Raw genomic sequence first — 16,168 nt, forward strand, 5'->3', positions numbered from 1 at the left:
ACGAGATCGAGATCATCGACGTCAACATCACCTCCACCGTCCATCGCGTGTTCAAGACCGTGGCCGCCCGCGTCACCCTCTCCGCCTCGAGAAATCGGGCCGCTCCTGGACTCTCCACCGATGCTGGTCGCCCCCGACGAGCCGACCCCGGGTCGCCGACCCCGGGGATCGATAGCCGCGCTGGATGCCCAGGCGGCGCCGGGACGGACTGTGCTCCCCGTCCCGACGCCGTCATCGGCTTTCTCAGTGCGACGCCAACCTACCCTGCGCGCAGCCGCGGCTCCCTGCGTCGGGGCCGGCCGGGGCGATCGACCGTCCGCGCGATGTCCTTCACCGCGGCCATGGCACGACCGAGCGGGAAGTGGGGCGATGACCCCGACTTCCCCAGCTCGGAGTTGGCCGACGTGACCACTCCGAGCGAGCGCGGCGGTACGCAGACCGCCCTGGGTGAGCTGATCGGGCGGACGGGCCGCACCGGGGTGGCGCGCCCATCCGGCAACGGGATGTGCCGGTTCGGCCAGCGGGGCACGCAGGCCGGGCGGCCTGCGGTTTCGGCCGGGGCGAGGTCGATCAGATCGCGCAGGTGGAAGTCCGGGTCCATCCAGCAGAGCGCAGCCTGCCCGGCTTCACGAACGACCATCCCGGCGGCGTGGCCCGGCGTATGGCGACACACAGTCTCGACGACTCGGTTGCACCGCCCGTGGGCCCTGGCGACCCCGAGCGGCTATCCCGGCCGATCATTGCCGTGCGCGCCGATGCCGACCACGACGCACCCGCTGCCCTCGGCCGACAGGCGCGACGGTGAACACGTGTGCGCACCGGCGCGCATAGCCACCGGTGCGCCGTAGGCTGGGCACGCCCACCACACGGGGAATCAAGGGAGCTGCCCGATCATCACACCAGAACGCGCCTTCACCGTCACCGCCGTCGCCGGATCCGTCCTGGAATGCGCTGGCGAGCTCGACCTCGAGCAGGCCCCTGTCCTGCACGCCGCGGTGCACCGCGCCCTGGCACTGCGGCCGGTCCCGCCGATACTGGTGATCGACCTGGGCGCCGTCACTTTCTGTGACTCTGCCGGCCTCAACGTCCTCCTGCGAGGCCGAATCGAGGCCGAGCGTCTGGGGGCGGCGGTCCATCTGGCGCGCCCCACCGCGAACGTGGCGAGGCTGCTGCAGCTCACCGGCACCGACCAGCTCTTCCCCGTCGAACCCGCCGGCCTCAGCGTCCCGCATCATCCCAGCGCCGACTAGGTTGCCGCCGGTTGGTGGTTTCCGAACGGGGGGCAGGGGGGAATTTCGCTTTTGCCCATCTCGAACCAGTCGGTGGCGGGGTGGTGCAGGCACTGGGGGGAGGACTGAGGAACTCCGCGACCGCAGCTCGGCCCTGACCCCGGGCAGCTCCGTGAGTTCGCAGTCCCCGCGTGCGGACCGTGTTCGGGGTGCTGCCGGATGCCTGTGGCGGTGGATTGGTGGCCGGAGTCCGGGCGCAGCCCACCCTTTGGGGCCCGCATTGCGAGCGCCGCGTGGCTCCGTGCCTCCGGCGTGAGCACGTTCCTGTCGCGGCGCTCGGTCTGTCCGTGTTCACCTGAGCTTTCGCGAGGGCGAAGAACCTGGACAGCCCGTCCGCTGAACCCGTCGGAGTACTCGAGGGTTCGTCTAAGGAGCGGCCCCAGTATCTCTGGGGTCGTCGGCCAGTGCAATGGTGGCGGTGATGTGCTTGCCGAGGGGTTCGCGGTGGACCGCGAAGCTCTGGGTGAGGGCCCTGACGATTTCCAGCCCGTGCCGGCCGATCCGGGTCGGATCGGGGGTAGGGATCGACGGTGGCGTGGGGTTGTTGTCGTATACGGTCACCTCTACCATGCCGACGTTGATCGTCAGGGTCAGCAGGCATCGGCCAGGTGCGTAGGTGCGGGCGTTGGTCACCAGTTCGCTGACCACCAGCTGCACCGTGTCGGTCACATGGCTGGGCACGGCGAGTCCGTGCACCGCCTGGACATCCGCGAGGAAGCTACGGGCGAAATGGCGGGCAGAGGCGATGCTCTCGCCCTCCCCGAACAGCCCGGAAACCGGCACGACCTCCCCGGACTGTGCCCGCCCTGCTTCACCACCTGATGCCTGCCTCATCCGCGCCTCGCCCGGAACTGATGTCCTGTGTCGCGTCTACCCGCAGGCCGTCACCTCAGCGTGACACCGGCCAAGCTTGCACCAACAGGTGCACCGCGGTGGCTTTCGCCGGTGTCCGGCCTGCTTGGGCAGCAGCCATCGCGTCGGTGATCCATCCTTGACGAAAGGAGGCTGTTGTGGCGCGTGACCGGATCGCTCTGGCGCAGGTGCTGGCGGCGGCGGAGGCCGCCGCGCCGGTGGACTCCCTCGACGTGGTCGCGCGCGACCTTCGGGACCGGTTCGGCGCGCGGTACGTGTCGTTCCTGTTCGTCGACGTCGTCGGCCGGCGCCTGCTGCGCGTTCACGACACCGAGACCGCTTATCACGAGGACCGCGCCGCACAGGTCCCGCTCGCCGGCCGCACCGTGTACGACGAGGTCCTGAGCTCGCAGCGGCCGGTGCTGGAACCTGAGCACGGACAGGGGCGGCGGGTGCTCGCCCCGGTCACCAACCGCGGCGACACCATCGGCGTCCTGGAACTGTTCCTGCCCCACGTCACCGCGAACGTACTGGACGAGGTGCAGGACGCCGCGCACGCACTCGCGTACATCATCGTCACCGACCGCCGCTTCACAGACCTCTACCACTGGGGCAACCGCACCGACACCGTCAGCCTGTCCGCGGAGATCCAGCACCAGCTCCTGCCTCAGGCCGCCACCTGCGAAGCGCCCCAGTTCACCCTCGCCGGAGCGCTGGTCCCGGCCGCCGACATCGCCGGCGACACCTACGACTACAGCCTCGACCAGCACACCCTGCACCTGTCCATCACCGACGCCATGGGCCACGACGTCAACGCCTCCCTCATGGCCACCCTCATGGTCAACGCCTCCCGCGGCGCCCGCCGCGCCGGAACCGACCTCGCCGAACAGGCCCACCAAACCCACCAGGCCCTCCTCGACCACGGCCGGCGCACCATCGCCACCGGCCAGCTCCTGCGCATCGCCCTCGACGGCACCGGCACCCAGCTCGTCAACGCCGGCCACCCCTGGCCGCTACGCCTGCGCGACGGCGCGGTCGACGAACTCCACCTGACCGTCAACCTGCCCTTCGGCATCGAACAGCAAGGCGCCTACCTCGTCCAGGACCTCGACCTGCGCCCCGGGGACCGTCTGCTGCTGCACACCGACGGCATGCAGGAACGCGACGCCGAGGCGGTCGACCTGCCGGCCCTCCTGCGCAAGACCGCCGCCGAGCACCCCCGCGAGGTCGTGCGCACCCTGGTCGGCGCGGTCACCGACGCCTACCAGGGACAGCCCCCCAAGGACGATGCCACCGTGCTGTGCCTGGACTGGCACGGCCCACAATCCTGACGGGCCGCCACATCGCCGCCAATGCCCTGTCGCTTGCCTGCGCGGCAAGGCGGCAGCATTGCGCTGGCCCGTCCGGTTGACGGCCGCACCGTCCCCGAGCGTTGTAGGAGGACCGACGTCCGACCACGCGCACACAATCGGAGCGGGCCGAGGGCCTCCGTCCTTCACCGGGTCGGACGAGTGCTTCTGGACGCCGCGGAGCCGCCCTCCCGCGGAAGCTGCGTGTGAACAGTCGGCGTTGACCATCATCGTCCCCTTGCGGATGGCAGCGCAGCACGCCCGGTCACAGGTCTGAGGCCACAGCTCGGGCTCGGCGCGGCGCTCAACACGGGGGCGGTGGGCTTCACCGACGGTGTCGGCGCAAGCCGGACGCTACCTGCTGGTGATTCTGATCGGCGGGGCCTCGCAGCCCTTGGGAGGTGGCAGGTCGGGCAGGAGCGCGGCTGGCCGGTGCGGCGGCCGCTTGGGAAGACGTGGCACCGGTGGAAGCGGTGTGCTTGCCGTGGGAACGGCGGTGGTCATGATGTCAGCTCCTCTACTCTCCCCGCCCGTACTGCGCCTACCCGGCGCCGGTGCCGTAATGCACCACTGGGGGCTTGGCCGCACGGTGGCGACGTGCCTCGGTCGCGAGGTGCGGACTGTGGCGGGCCGACCGCCCAGGGCCCGGGAGCCCCGGCGCCGCCCTGCCAAGGTCGGACGGTCGGGTCCGTTGGGCGTGATGGCCGGGTGGCGCGTGGTTGACGCTCGGCGGGGCAGGCGTGAGGCGGAGATCCGACGAAGGAGAGGTCAGGTCATGCCGGAGCGGACGCGGCGGTCAGGTGGTTGACTTCGCGCCGCCGGGCAGACGCCCAGCATGAAACCATCCTCTGCCCATGACCATCCGGACGGCGATCGCGTCGCCTCCCCGCCGGGCCCCGGCCCGCAGGTGGAGAAGGACGCGCCGGACAGCCCGACCGACCTGCCACGCCGATCCTGGTGGGCGGTGCTGCGCGGCACCGGCCGCGAGTTCCTCGAGGACGAGCTCACCGACCGGGCCGCCGCGCTGACCTACTACGGGGTCCTGGCGATCTTCCCGGCCCTGCTCGTGCTGGTGTCCGTCCTGGGCGTGGTCGGCCGCTCCGCCACCGACGCCGTGCTGGACAACCTGCAGAGCCTCGCACCCGGACCTGCCCGCGACATCCTGCGCGACGCCGTCCGTCAGCTCCAGAACAACGGCGGCACCAGCACCGTCCTGCTCATCGTCGGCCTGGCCGCCGCCCTGTGGTCCGCCTCCGGCTACGTCGCCGCGTTCATCCGCTCGGCCAACGCCGTCTACGACATCCGCGAGGGACGCCCGGTCTGGAAGACGACACCGCTGCGCCTGGGCCTGACGATGCTGCTCCTGCTGCTCATGGCGGCGAGCGCCCTGATCGTGGTCTTCAGCGGCCCCGTCGCCGACCGTGCGGGCCGGGCACTGGGCGTCGGGGACACCGGCCTGGCCGTGTGGGCGGTCGCCAAGTGGCCGGTGCTGGTGCTGCTGGTCACCTTGATGATCTCGCTGCTCTACTGGGCCGCGCCCAACGTCCGCGGCCGCGGATTCCGGTGGATCTCGCCCGGCAGCCTCCTCGCCGTCCTGCTCTGGCTGGCCGCGTCCGCGGGCTTCGCCCTGTACGTCGCCAACTTCGCGTCCTACAACAAGACCTACGGCGCCCTGGCCGGCGTCATCGTCTTCCTCGTCTGGCTGTGGATCTCCAACCTCGCCGTCCTCCTCGGCCTCGAGTTCGACGCCGAACTCGCCCGCGAACGCGCCACCCGCGGCGGCCTGCCCGAAGGCGAGGAGCCGTACGTGCGACCGCGCGACACCCACACCTGGCCGGACGACGGACCGGACCGCACCGGTAGCGGGAGGAGCGTCACGCTCCCGGGCGACCACGAAGGCTGTCCGCCGGAGGGGACGACGCGGTAGAACTGTTCGCGTGCGGTGGCTGAACCACATTCGCACCAGCCAGCCGCGCCGACGGGCAGCCGGTGCAACCTTCGACAGGTGGGGGTGACCGGCCCGGATCCCCGCCAGGACCGGGGTAGGCGTCCAGCACAAGACCTGAGCTCTCCGCCGGACCCGCCCCAGCGCCGCGCCCCCGGCCGACTGAGGCGGCCGCCGCGTGAGGCTCCGCCTGATGGCGTGCCGTCAGATGGGCCGGGCTACCAGCGGTACCAGCGGTTGCGGTGGCCGGAGGAGTGGGTGCTGCGGGCCACGAAGCCCAGCAGCCAGACCACGAGCACGATGACGGCCACCCACCACAGGGCCTTGAGAGCGAAGCCCGCTCCGAACAGGATGAGAGCCAGCAGGAGGACCAGTATCAGCGGAAGCACGGCGAGACCCTTTCACTCGGTGAGCATGACGACCCGCGTCTGCCCCCGCGCAGCGCGCCCATGCTTTCCTCCGCCAACGCGATCGGACCGCCGAGGGGCTCATTGCCCAGGCGGTCCCGTCGCTCGCTCAGGCCGCGGTGTCGCCCGGCCTTCACCCGGCCTCGCACTCTTCGTAGTCGGCCCCGATCCCGCCGAGCAAGATCCCGGATCGTCGACCATGGTCTCTCGTTCCCTTGCGCCGTAGCCGTTGGGCAGCGCTGCCGTCCTTGGCGTGCTGCGGGCGAGGCCGCGCTCTCAGCCTGCAGTTCCTGCTGGCTGGACGCTGTCCGTCGGTCGTTCCGCGGGGGTGGTGGCCAGGTCCCGGGTGGTTCGGCAGATGCTGCACGGGTGCCATCGCGGCGGCCACCAGGGCTGGTTCGGGCCTGCAGTCCGGTACGGCGCGAGAGTCATATCAGCGGTGTCCAGGCCGCACAGGGTGAGGGGACCGCAGGTCCCCGCGGCGGATGTGGGGGCGGCGTGCGCGCGCCGTACCGGGCCCGGCGGGTCTGCCAGCGCGCGGTCGGGTCCCAGGACACGCACGTTCGCCGGAACGTCCGGTTCCAGCACGACGACGATGTTCATCCCCTCACGGTGGCCACCAGACCTCTCCACCGCACCCGCACGGTGCCATCCGGACCAGACGAGGGGACGTGCGCGGCGGGGCCGGTGGTGTGAACCGATGGCGTTGCTGACATGTTCTCAGCCGGAGGGGGCAGTCGACCGGCACGTTCTGGTCGACTTCCGGAGGTGCGTATGACCACCGCCACAGTGTTGCTGCTGGCGCCCCTCGTGCTCGCGGCCGTTCTGACCGTCACTGCTCCCGGTCCCGGGCACCGCAATCGCGGGGCGCGGCCCACAATGAGCCGCAGCGAGCGTTCCGGCCGTCCCCGTCACGCCCGCCCCTCAGCCTGAATCAGGGTCTGTCAACGAGGGCGAGTGCCGCGGTGCGGCAGGCGGATACTGTGCCGACCGGATCGGCCGTGAATGCTGCAGGCCCGCCGGCCCCAGGTCGCTGCCTGCCTCGCCGAGCATCGTGCTGCTCGCCCGCGACCGCGCGCTGGCTCCATCTGGAGATCCCAGCAGCACGCGCCAGGCAGGCACTCTTCGGCGTGCTGTCGCGGTGTCACCCTTCCGGTGGCCTGGCGGCCGCGCATCGTTGACCCGGTGCGCGGGCCGTGCTCCGCTTCGTCCTATGCTTCACGAGCGGACCAGACGCTGGACGCCGGTGGCGGGCGCCGCCCTGGCCCTTGCCTCGGTGAGCGGGTGCGCGTCCCTCTCGGACCGGGAGGACGCCGCGACCGCGAGCGCCCTACGCTTCGAGACCGCCATCGCACGGCAGGACAGTGCGGCCCTGTGCGCCGCACTCGCCCCGGGGACACGGCAAGAACTCGAGGACACCGCCAAGAGCAGCTGCGAACAGGCCATCTCCGGCAGCGACGTGCCCGACGCCTCCGGCGTCCAGCGGGTCGACGTCTACGGTCGGCAGGCCCGGGTCGTGCTCGACGCCGACACGCTGTTCCTGTCGTCCTTTCCCGACGGCTGGAAGATCACCGCCGCAGGCTGCGAGCCCCGCCCTCGCAAGCCCTACAAGTGCGAACTCAAGGGAGGGTGAACCGTGCGCACCCTGTTCACCCTGCTCGTCGTCATCGTGGTCGGCGGCCTGGCCTACTTCACCACGATCGGAGCCATGCACCGGTGAGCCGGGCATCGCGGTTCCTGCACGACAACAGCCTCACCCTGGTGTTCGGCACCGCATTCCTGCTCACCCTCATCGGCCAGGCAGCCTCAGGCCTGGCCGACGTCAACAACCAGCTCGTCGCGGCCGACCTCCAGCCCGTCTCCGTGGCGCAGTACCTCACCGGATCCGACTTCGCCGTCGACGTCACAGAGAACTGGCAGTCCGAATACCTCCAGTTCTTCCTCTACATCTTCGGAACCGTCTGGCTCCTCCAACGAGGCTCACCCGAGTCCAAGCCCCTGGACGAGGCCGGCCCCGAAAGCGACCGCGCACAGAAGGTCGGCCACCACGCCACCGACGACTCACCCGCCTGGGCCCGCACGGGCGGACTGCGCCGCGCCCTGTACTCCCGCTCCCTGGGCATCGTGATGGCACTGTTCTTCCTCGGCTCCTGGCTCTCCCAGTCGATCACCGGCACCTCCGCCTTCAACGCCGACCGGCTCCGCAACCTCCAGGCACCGTTCACCTGGTCCGACTACGTGTTCTCCGCAGACTTCTGGAACCGGACCCTGCAGAACTGGCAGTCCGAGCTGCTCGCCGTCGCCTCCATGGCCATCCTCTCCGTCTACCTGCGCCAGCGCGGCTCGCCGGAGTCGAAGCCGGTGGGCTCGGCCCACACCTCCACCGGCGTCGAAGGCTGACCACCGGCAGACATCCGGACGGTGCCGCCGATGCCGGGCAGGTACGCCGTCCGGCGCAGCCGGATCCGCGCGGATACCGGGGAGCAGGCAGCGTTGGGCGCATGGGAACCCTCATCGCGCGCCTCACCGGCGCTGTTCGGGCGGACGCAAGTGAGAGCGTCGGCGCCCGGCTTCTGAGAGCGCTCGACGCCCTGGGCGGCGCCGAGGAGCTCGACACGGTCGCCGTGCCGCTGAAGCAGGTCGTGCAGGCCCTTCCCCTGGGGCGGCTGCGCGGGGTGCTGCACGGCCGCCCTCTGGGTCATCCGCTGCACCCGGCGCTCGTCCAGGTGCCGGTCGGTGCCTGGCTGTCCGTCGCTGTCCTCGACCTCGTGCCGGGCTGTCGGCGCGCCGCGCACGTGCTCGTCGGGGTCGGAGTTGTTACCGCCGTCCCGGCGGCCGTGACGGGGTGGGTCGACTGGGCGGAGCAGCACGAGCAGCAGATGCGCACCGGGTTGGCGCATGCCGCCTCGGTGGCCGCCGCGGTGGGCCTGTACGGCGCGTCGTGGGCGGCCCGCGCGCGGGGCTGCAGCGGGCTGGGGCGGGTGTTGGGGTTCGCCGGGCTGGTGGCGGTCGGGAGCGGGGCGACGATCGGTGGCCACCTCGCGTACCGGCAGGCCGCCGGCGCGAACAAGACGGAGCCGGTACCTCACCTGGTGGGGCCGGGATGGCACACGCTGGGGCGCGCAGCAGAATTCGCCGTCGGGGCTCCGGAGCGCCGGATGATCGGTGAGGTACCGGTGCTGGTGGTGCGTGAAGCAGCCGGGATGTTCCATGTTCTGGCAGACCGGTGCAGCCACTTCTCGGGTCCCCTCTCCGAGGGGAAGGTCGCCGAGGGCTGTGTGACCTGTCCCTGGCACGGCAGTGTCTTCCGCCTGTCGGACGGGTGGAACGTCGGCGGGCCGGCCACGGCCCCGCAGCCGGTCTTCATCACCCGCACGGACGGCGGCGGCAACCTCCAAGCACGCCTGCCGGACGCCGGGTGAGAACGCCGGCCTTCAACTGGAAACGGGGTTCTCCCGAACGCAGGTGTCGACGCACTCGAGCTCCTGCCCGGGTGTACCCCTGAAACCGCCGGCCCCGGCGCGGACAGTGATCACTTCGGGTCGCACAGCCGCTTCGACGACCAAGCTCGCGGCGCAGCATCCAGCAGCAGACGACCCAGGCCTTCTCCTCCGGTGTCCTCGTCGGCGGGTACGACACACGGCCGGACAGGTGGCGGCGGATTCGGCCGCCGACGCTGGGTAGACGCTCCTCGCGACCACCGGAGAGGAAGGTACGACCATGCCTCGCGGATCGAGTCCCAAACGGGAGCGGCAGTACGAGCACATCAAGGACAGCGCGATGGAGCGCGGTGAGAGCGACAAGCGCGCCGAGGAGATCGCCGCCCGCACCGTGAACAAGGGACGTGCCCGGCACGGCGAGTCGAAGACCGCCAGCCGCAGCTCCGTCAAGGACATCTCCTCCTCCAGGCGCGGCGGGCAGCGCTCCCACGCCGGTTCCCAGGGGCCCACCAAGGAGCAGCTGTACAACGAGGCGAAGAAGCGCAACATCCACGGCCGCTCGACGATGAACAAGAAGCAGCTCGCCGACGCGCTCGGTCACTGATCCGGGCCCCCGCGGCTACGCCCCTGCGCCGGCCGGAGCCCGGCCGTCGGTCGCGCGCCCGCTCCGGTACGCGGTACTCCCGGCCACCCTTCGAAGGGCATGCAATGACCCCCCAACTCATGTCGGAGCCCCTGAGCATCTACCTGAACGACCACCTGACCGGCGCGTTCGGCGGCGCCGCGCTCGCCCGCCGGATGGCCGACACCCACCCGGACAGCCGCCGCGCGGCCGAGCTGCGCCACCTGGCCCGTGACGTGGAGCAGGACCGCGACGACCTCGTGCGGATCATGAACAGCCTCGCCGTGCCCGTCCGCCACTACCGCACCTGGCTCGGCCTCGTGGGTGAGCGGATCGCCCGCCTCAAGCCCAACGGCACACTGACACGCCGTTCCCCGTTGAGCGACCTGATCGAGCTGGAGGGTATGCGTGCCGGCGTCGAAGGCAAGACCGCGCTGTGGCAGGCAGTGCGCGCCATCGCCGACAACGATCCGCGCCTGGACCCCGGTGATCTCGACCGCCTCATCCAGCGGGCCGCTGAGCAGACACGCACGCTGAGCCGCTGGCACCGGGTGGTCAGCGAGGAGGTTCTCGTCGGCCGGGCCGCCGCCTCCGGCGAACGCGCCGGCACGCCATGAGCGCGCCCCCAGCGGCCGGAGCCGGTGCCGACCACGACCTTCAGTGTGTCGACGAGGTGTTCACGCGCATGGCGGCCCGCGGCGAGTTGGATCTGCCGCTGCCCGGCAGTGGCCGAACCCGGGACCGATGGGGATCACTGACGCGATGGGCGCAGCGGGACCTGTCCCTGGCCCGGCTTGCCGAAGGGCACGCGGACGCTGTTGCGATCCTCGCCGAACTCGATGCCACCGCAGCGGTCGGGCTGCCGGCGGATGACGGCCGGGTCCGGTGGGGGGTGTGGGCGGCCGAGCCTCCCGGCTACGCGCTTCGGGCGTGCCGGGTGCCGGGAGGGTGGCGGTTGTTCGGGGTGAAGCCGTTCTGCTCGGGCGCCCGGGTGTGCACGCACGCGCTGGTCACCGCTCGCGACGGTGAGCTGCGGAGGCTGTTCGCCGTCGAGGTCGCCCAGCCCGGCGTCGACCCGGTGCCCGGTAGCTGGACCGGGCCGGGCATGGTGGGCAGCGACACGCTGGACGTGAACCTCGACGGTGTCCGGGCGCTTCCCGTCGGTGAGCCGGGGGCCTACCTGGAGCGTCCCGGGTTCCACCACGGAGGGATCGGCGTGGCCGCATGCTGGTACGGGGGCGCCTGCGCGGTCGCCCGTACGCTCCTGTCCGCTGCGCGGAAGTGGGAGCTGGACCCGCACGCGCTTGCTCATCTCGGAGCGGTCGACGCCCGTCTGTCTGCCGTCGACGCGGTGCTGAACGGTGCCGCCGCAGCTGTGGACGCCGACCCGCTCGACAAGGACGGCAGGGCGCGTCTTCGCACGATGCGCGTGCGCGCGGCCGTGGAGGACGCCGCCGCCGACGTGCTGGTCCGGGTCGGCCGAGCACTGGGCGCCGCCCCACTGGGCCACGACGCCGTTCACGCGCGGGCCGTAGCGGACCTGACGGTCTACCTGCGCCAGCACCACGCCGAGCGTGACCTGGCCGCCCTCGGCAAGGTCGCCTGCGCAGGCAGCCCGGACTGGGCGGACACGTGACGAACCGCCAAGCCCAGCCCCCGTCCGTCCGCGACCGGCCGCAGCCGATCCGATTCAGGAACCCGGCACCAGCGAGCAGGTCTGGGAGGCCTGGCCCGGGCTGCGCGCCCTTCCCGTCGTCGACCCGCTCGGCTGGCTGCCAGCCGGGCCGGGCCGCCGCCCGCGGGTCCTGGTGGTGGCGGCCCATCCCGACGACGAGGTCCTCGGCTTCGGCGGCACGACCGCCCTCCTCGCGGCATCCGGGGTGCGGCTGCGCGTGGTGTCCATCACCGCGGGCGAGGCCTCCCATCCGCACAGCCACACGCCGGTGGCCCGCCACCTGGCGGCCGTCCGCGACCGGGAACTCCACCAGGCGCTCGGCCGGCTGGGTGCCGCCAGCGCGCAGAGGGTGGCGCTGGCCGTGCCCGACGGCAAGGTCGCCCGGCACGAGCGGGAGCTGGCCGGCCACCTCACCGCGCTGCTCCGGGACTGCGACCTGTGTGTCGCGCCGTACCGCCGGGACCTGCACCCCGACCACGAGGCCGCGGGGCGCGCCGCACTCGCGGCCGGCGCCGCGCGAGGCGTTCCGGTGTGGGAGTACCCGATCTGGACGTGGCACTGGGCTTCCCCCGATGATGGACGGCTGCCCTGGCATCGCGCCGCCCGCATCGCACTGACCCCGGCGGCCCACACCCGCAAGCGGGCGGCGCTGGAGTCCTTCCACAGCCAGATCGAGCCGCTCGGCAGCGGCCCCGGCGACGAGGCGATCCTGCCGCCCGCCGAACTCGCCCACTTCCGCCGCGACTTCGAGGTGATCTGGCGATGACCGCGCACCGCCCCCCGACGGAGCCCCGGTCGCAGGAGGCCGGAACGCCGGGGGACTACTTCACCCGGATGTACGCCGACCGCGACGATCCGTGGCGGCTCGCCGATCGCTGGTACGAGCAACGCAAGTACGCACTCACGCTCGCGGCCCTCCCCAGAGCCGCCTATCGCAGCGCCTTCGAGCCCGGCTGCTCGGTCGGCGTCCTGTCCGCGCTGCTCGCCGGTCGCTGCCGGGCCCTGCTCTCCTGCGACCGGGAGGATCGCGCCGTCGGCCAGGCCCGTGCCCGGCTCGCGCGTCTGCCGCACGTGCGCGTGGAACACCGCCTGCTACCCGGTGACTGGCCGCAGGAGAGCTTCGACCTGGTCGTCCTGTCCGAGCTGCTGTACTACTTCACCGCCGCCGACACCGCCGACATCCTGGACCGTGCGGCGAGGTCCCTGGAGCCGGACGGGACTCTGGAACTCGTGCACTGGCGCCACCCGGTCGCCGACCACGCCCGAGGCGCCGAGGCAGTCCACCGGCAGGCCGGCCGTCATCCGGCCCTGGTGCGGATCGCCACCCACAGTGAGCCGGACTTTCTCCTGGACGTGTTCACCCGCCCGGAGTTGCCCGGCACCTCGGCGCGGCGCCTGTCGGTGGCCGCGGCCGAGGGGCTGACGTGATCCGTGCCCTGGCCGTGGTGGTGCCGGCCCGCGACGAAGAAGAGCTGCTGGCCGAGTGCCTGGAGGCGTTGCACCGCGCCACCCGGCATCCGCAGGTGCGGGACCTGCCGTGCCACATGGTCGTGGTGGCCGACGCTTGCCGTGACGCGACCGGCTCCATCGCGCGTCATCACGGCGCGCACCTGCTGGAGCTGACTGCCGGAAATGTCGGGGCTGCCCGCGCGGCGGGTAGCCGCCACGCTCTGGACGCCCTGCTCGCCTCCCGCCGCGGCTTGACCCCCGATGGTGTGTGGCTGGCCCACACGGACGCGGACTCCCGTGTCCCGGCCGCCTGGCTCGCACGCCAGCTCGCCCACGCGGCCTGCGGCTGGGAAGCCGTCGTGGGCACGGTGCGTGTCACGGACTGGAGCGGGTACCGGGGCCACACCGCCACGGCCTTCCGGCTGCACTACCAGCAGGAGGAGCGCGCGGACGGGCACCGTCACGTCCACGGGGCGAATCTGGCGGTGCGGGCCGACGTCTACCGGGCGGCCGGTGGATTCCAGGCGCTGCCCGTCGGCGAGGACAGGACACTGGTCGCTGCTCTGGAAGCCGCGGGCTTCCGCGTCAAACGCACCACCCGCAACGCCGTGGCCACCTCCCCGCGGCGCGATCCGCGGGCCCTCGGCGGATTCGGGGACTTTCTGCGTGAGCTGGACGCGTCGACCGGTTGACCACCGCAGGCCTGCCCGGCGGCGCGCTGTGCTGTCGGCGCCGGATGGGCTGTCCGGCTCGGTGCGGACCACGCCACGGGGGAAACAGGCAGCCTGATGCCCATGCGAACCCTCAGTGCCCGCTGGGGCGGCCGCGCGGCGCGCTGCACGGCGGCCCCCCGGGGTTACCCGCTCCGTGGATCCTGGTCGGCGCGTGGATCTTGGCAGCACCACCCCGGACGCCTGCAACCTCCAGGCACGCGGGCTGAACGCGACCGCACCGACCACTGGCGACGGCGCAGGGAGCCTGCCGATCCCGGTGCGAACCGGTGGCGTTGTGACCAACGCGCATGAGACTGCCGCCGGTCGGGAAGGCGTGTGCGGACCGTCCTTCCCCAACCGTTGGGAGCACACCGTGGCAGGCGACGATTTCGTGATCGATGTGAGCCGGATCCGGGACGAGGCCCGGCAGAAGATGGCGGAAGGCGCGGTGACGAGCACCTACGGCCTTGACACGGAGAAAGTGATCGCCGTCCTGAACGACGTGGTCGCCACCGAGGTCGTGTGCTGGCTGCGCTACACCCGGCACGCGATCTCCGCCACGGGCATCGACCGCGCCCAGGTGGCGGCGGAGTTCACCGAGCACGCAGCCGAGGAGATGCAGCACGCCCTGCGGGCCGCCGAGCGGATCGCCCAGCTGGGCGGCGAACCCGACTTCGATCCCGCCACCCTCGTCCAGCGCGCCCACACCGACTACACCGCGCCGGACGAGAAGGACCAAGGCGATGCTGGAGCACAACCTGCTGGCCGAACGCATCGTCATCTCCACCTACCAGGAGATTGCCCGCTGGCTCGGCGACCACGACCCCACCACCCGGCGCCTCATCGAATCCATCCTCGAAGAGGAGGAAGAGCACGCGGACGACCTGACCGACCTTCTCGCCATCTGAGCCCAGAGCCCGGCTCGGGCTGCCGGAGGGTTGGCGGCGCCCGTTTCGGACAGGCGCACAGCAGCCGCCGGCTCTACGGCGGTCCCGACCCGGGAGGCAGCGATGGTCAAGATCCTCTACAAGCCGCTCGGCCTGCTCTTCGGTGGCCTCGGCGGGGTCATTGCGGGCGCCGTCTTCAAGCGCCTGTGGGCGATCCTCGGCCACGAGGACGAGGCACCACAAGCCACGGACTAGGACCGCACCTGGAAAGCGGTTCTGACGGCCGGCGCCCTGCAGGGGGCGGTCTTCGGACTCGTCGAGGCCGCGGTCGATCGCAGCGGTGCCGTCGGCACCCACCGCTTGGCCGGCACCTGGCTCTACTGCCCATGACCGAGTTCGACCGCGAGCAAGCACCTCAAGGACGAGGTCGACGAGAAGAACGACAGACACATTGAACGCGCCAGGACGAGCCCCAGCGACCCGGAGCTCGGGCACGAAGCCGCTCAGCAGCCAAGACCGGCTCGCGTGCCGCCCCCGTCGGATCGGAACGTGCCCTTGTACGGGTCCCGTACGCGTGCCGTTCCAGAGCGGTGGCGCGACTCGGGCTGGCAGCTCACGGCGATGCTCGGGCCGTCGGACGTCATCGGGCCGGCCCGCCACGCCGCCCGCGTGTGATCAACGAGGCCGGACGGCCGGTCCGCCGGACGGATGACAGCCTCGCCCCCGTGGCCGGTCGGGGCGGGGGCATAGTTCGTGGTGCCACTCGTTTGCGCGGCGATCCGTTTGGCTGCGGGGCTCCGGGGTTACCTGGCATGAGTTGCAGGAGCCCTGAGGAGGACGTCGTGACCGAGCCCGGACCGGTGAAGAAGATCGTTGACAAAGTGATGGGGGCGGCGGAGGGTATCCCCTCCGCGGAGCGGCCGCCGATGCCCGGCGCACCCGGAGCCGAGCACCCGCAGGTGGCGGAGCCGACCGAACCGAGGGCGCCGCTGCCCCCGAAGCCGGACCAGTGGGCGCCCGCCCCGCTGACCGCGACCGGGCGAGACACCGGCGCGCCCGCGGACGCCGCGGCTCAGAACGGCGGCTACCTGACGACCGCCCAGGGCGTTCGGCTGCCGGACTCCGACCACTCCCTGAAGGCGGGTCCGCGCGGTCCGGTGCTGCTGCAGGACCACCACCTGCGCGAGAAGATCATGCACTTCGATCACGAGCGGATCCCTGAGCGCGTCGTGCACGCCCGCGGCGCGGCCGCCCACGGCGTCTTCCGCGGCTACGGCACCGCCGCCGGGGTCTGCAAGGCCGCCTTCCTGGCCGAGGGCGTCGAGACGCCGGTGTTCGTGCGGTTCTCCACTGTGCTGGGCTCGCGGGGCTCCGCCGACACGGTGCGCGACACCCGGGGCTTCGCGACGAAGTTCTACACCACCGACGGTGTGTTCGACCTGGTCGGCAACAACATCCCGGTGTTCTTCATCCAGGACGCCATCAAGTTCCCCGACGTCGTCCACGCCGCGAAGCCGCACCCGGACCGGGAGATCCCGCA

General features: G+C 71.8%; 15 protein-coding genes and 2 pseudogenes. 15 read left to right on the top strand and 2 right to left on the bottom strand.

Translation table 11 applies throughout. The annotated features are described in order from the left end of the window. The first annotated feature begins 941 nt into the window (after positions 1–941). Positions 942–1,250, top strand: coding sequence for an STAS domain-containing protein (locus tag AA75_RS06420; RefSeq protein ID WP_255369498.1), 309 nt, complete (start codon positions 942–944; stop codon positions 1,248–1,250). A 405-nt stretch (positions 1,251–1,655) separates the two neighbouring features. Here AA75_RS06420 and AA75_RS06425 read toward each other — a convergent pair whose 3' ends face one another. Further along, positions 1,656–2,072 carry an ATP-binding protein gene (locus AA75_RS06425; RefSeq protein WP_233288941.1) on the bottom strand — a complete coding sequence of 139 codons (417 nt, stop codon included), beginning with the start codon at positions 2,070–2,072 and terminating at the stop codon, positions 1,656–1,658. A 227-nt stretch (positions 2,073–2,299) separates the two neighbouring features. Here AA75_RS06425 and AA75_RS06430 point away from each other — a divergent pair, with 227 nt between their 5' ends. Further along, the gene (locus AA75_RS06430; protein ID WP_033818807.1) at positions 2,300–3,472 is read left to right on the top strand and encodes a PP2C family protein-serine/threonine phosphatase; all 1,173 of its coding nucleotides are present in this window, start codon (positions 2,300–2,302) and stop codon (positions 3,470–3,472) included. Between the two features lie 853 nt (positions 3,473–4,325). Further along, the gene (locus AA75_RS06435) at positions 4,326–5,417 is read left to right on the top strand and encodes a YihY/virulence factor BrkB family protein (protein ID WP_082526296.1); all 1,092 of its coding nucleotides are present in this window, start codon (positions 4,326–4,328) and stop codon (positions 5,415–5,417) included. A gap of 236 nt (positions 5,418–5,653) precedes the next feature. Here the strand turns inward: AA75_RS06435 and AA75_RS06440 are convergent, their stop codons facing one another. Continuing rightward, on the bottom strand, positions 5,654–5,824 hold the full coding sequence (locus tag AA75_RS06440; RefSeq protein WP_033818808.1) for a hypothetical protein: 171 nt from the start codon (positions 5,822–5,824) through the stop codon (positions 5,654–5,656). A 1,231-nt stretch (positions 5,825–7,055) separates the two neighbouring features. Between AA75_RS06440 and AA75_RS06445 the strand changes: the two genes are divergently transcribed. The 12 genes and pseudogenes from AA75_RS06445 to AA75_RS06500 all read left to right on the top strand — a co-directional run. Then, positions 7,056–7,475 (top strand): hypothetical protein, encoded by a 420-nt coding sequence (locus AA75_RS06445; RefSeq protein WP_051811929.1) that lies wholly within the window; start codon positions 7,056–7,058, stop codon positions 7,473–7,475. A gap of 83 nt (positions 7,476–7,558) precedes the next feature. Next, positions 7,559–8,242: a DUF6766 family protein gene (locus AA75_RS06450; protein WP_033818810.1), complete on the top strand. Its 684-nt coding sequence runs from the start codon at positions 7,559–7,561 to the stop codon at positions 8,240–8,242. A 101-nt stretch (positions 8,243–8,343) separates the two neighbouring features. Then, positions 8,344–9,264, top strand: a complete 921-nt coding sequence (locus tag AA75_RS06455) for a Rieske (2Fe-2S) protein (RefSeq protein WP_033818811.1) — start codon at positions 8,344–8,346, stop codon at positions 9,262–9,264. 298 nt (positions 9,265–9,562) lie between these two features. Then, the gene (locus AA75_RS06460; protein ID WP_033818812.1) at positions 9,563–9,886 is read left to right on the top strand and encodes a hypothetical protein; all 324 of its coding nucleotides are present in this window, start codon (positions 9,563–9,565) and stop codon (positions 9,884–9,886) included. A gap of 119 nt (positions 9,887–10,005) precedes the next feature. Beyond that, complete coding sequence (locus AA75_RS06465) at positions 10,006–10,521, top strand: hypothetical protein (RefSeq protein WP_082526297.1); 516 nt, start codon at positions 10,006–10,008, stop codon at positions 10,519–10,521. A gap of 338 nt (positions 10,522–10,859) precedes the next feature. After that, the gene (locus AA75_RS06470) at positions 10,860–11,540 is read left to right on the top strand and encodes a hypothetical protein (protein ID WP_233288942.1); all 681 of its coding nucleotides are present in this window, start codon (positions 10,860–10,862) and stop codon (positions 11,538–11,540) included. 175 nt (positions 11,541–11,715) lie between these two features. Continuing rightward, complete coding sequence (locus AA75_RS06475; protein WP_368666547.1) at positions 11,716–12,345, top strand: PIG-L deacetylase family protein; 630 nt, start codon at positions 11,716–11,718, stop codon at positions 12,343–12,345. Beyond that, on the top strand, positions 12,342–13,007 hold the full coding sequence (locus AA75_RS06480; RefSeq protein ID WP_051811931.1) for an SAM-dependent methyltransferase: 666 nt from the start codon (positions 12,342–12,344) through the stop codon (positions 13,005–13,007). The genes AA75_RS06475 and AA75_RS06480 overlap by 4 nt, the downstream gene beginning before the upstream one ends. Continuing rightward, positions 13,004–13,720, top strand: coding sequence for a glycosyltransferase family 2 protein (locus AA75_RS06485; protein WP_033818814.1), 717 nt, complete (start codon positions 13,004–13,006; stop codon positions 13,718–13,720). The genes AA75_RS06480 and AA75_RS06485 overlap by 4 nt, the downstream gene beginning before the upstream one ends. 454 nt (positions 13,721–14,174) lie before the next feature. After that, positions 14,175–14,649 (top strand): annotated as a pseudogene (locus AA75_RS06490) (bacterioferritin). Positions 14,650–14,751: 102 nt separating this feature from the next. Next, a pseudogene (locus AA75_RS06495) lies at positions 14,752–15,018 on the top strand (DUF4235 domain-containing protein). 494 nt (positions 15,019–15,512) lie between these two features. Then, positions 15,513–16,168, top strand: a 656-nt coding sequence (locus tag AA75_RS06500; RefSeq protein WP_304441485.1) for a catalase, incomplete at its 3' end; no start/stop codon positions are given.

The sequence above is a fragment of the Kitasatospora sp. MBT63 genome (assembly GCF_000710465.2).
Lineage (GTDB): Bacteria > Actinomycetota > Actinomycetes > Streptomycetales > Streptomycetaceae > Kitasatospora.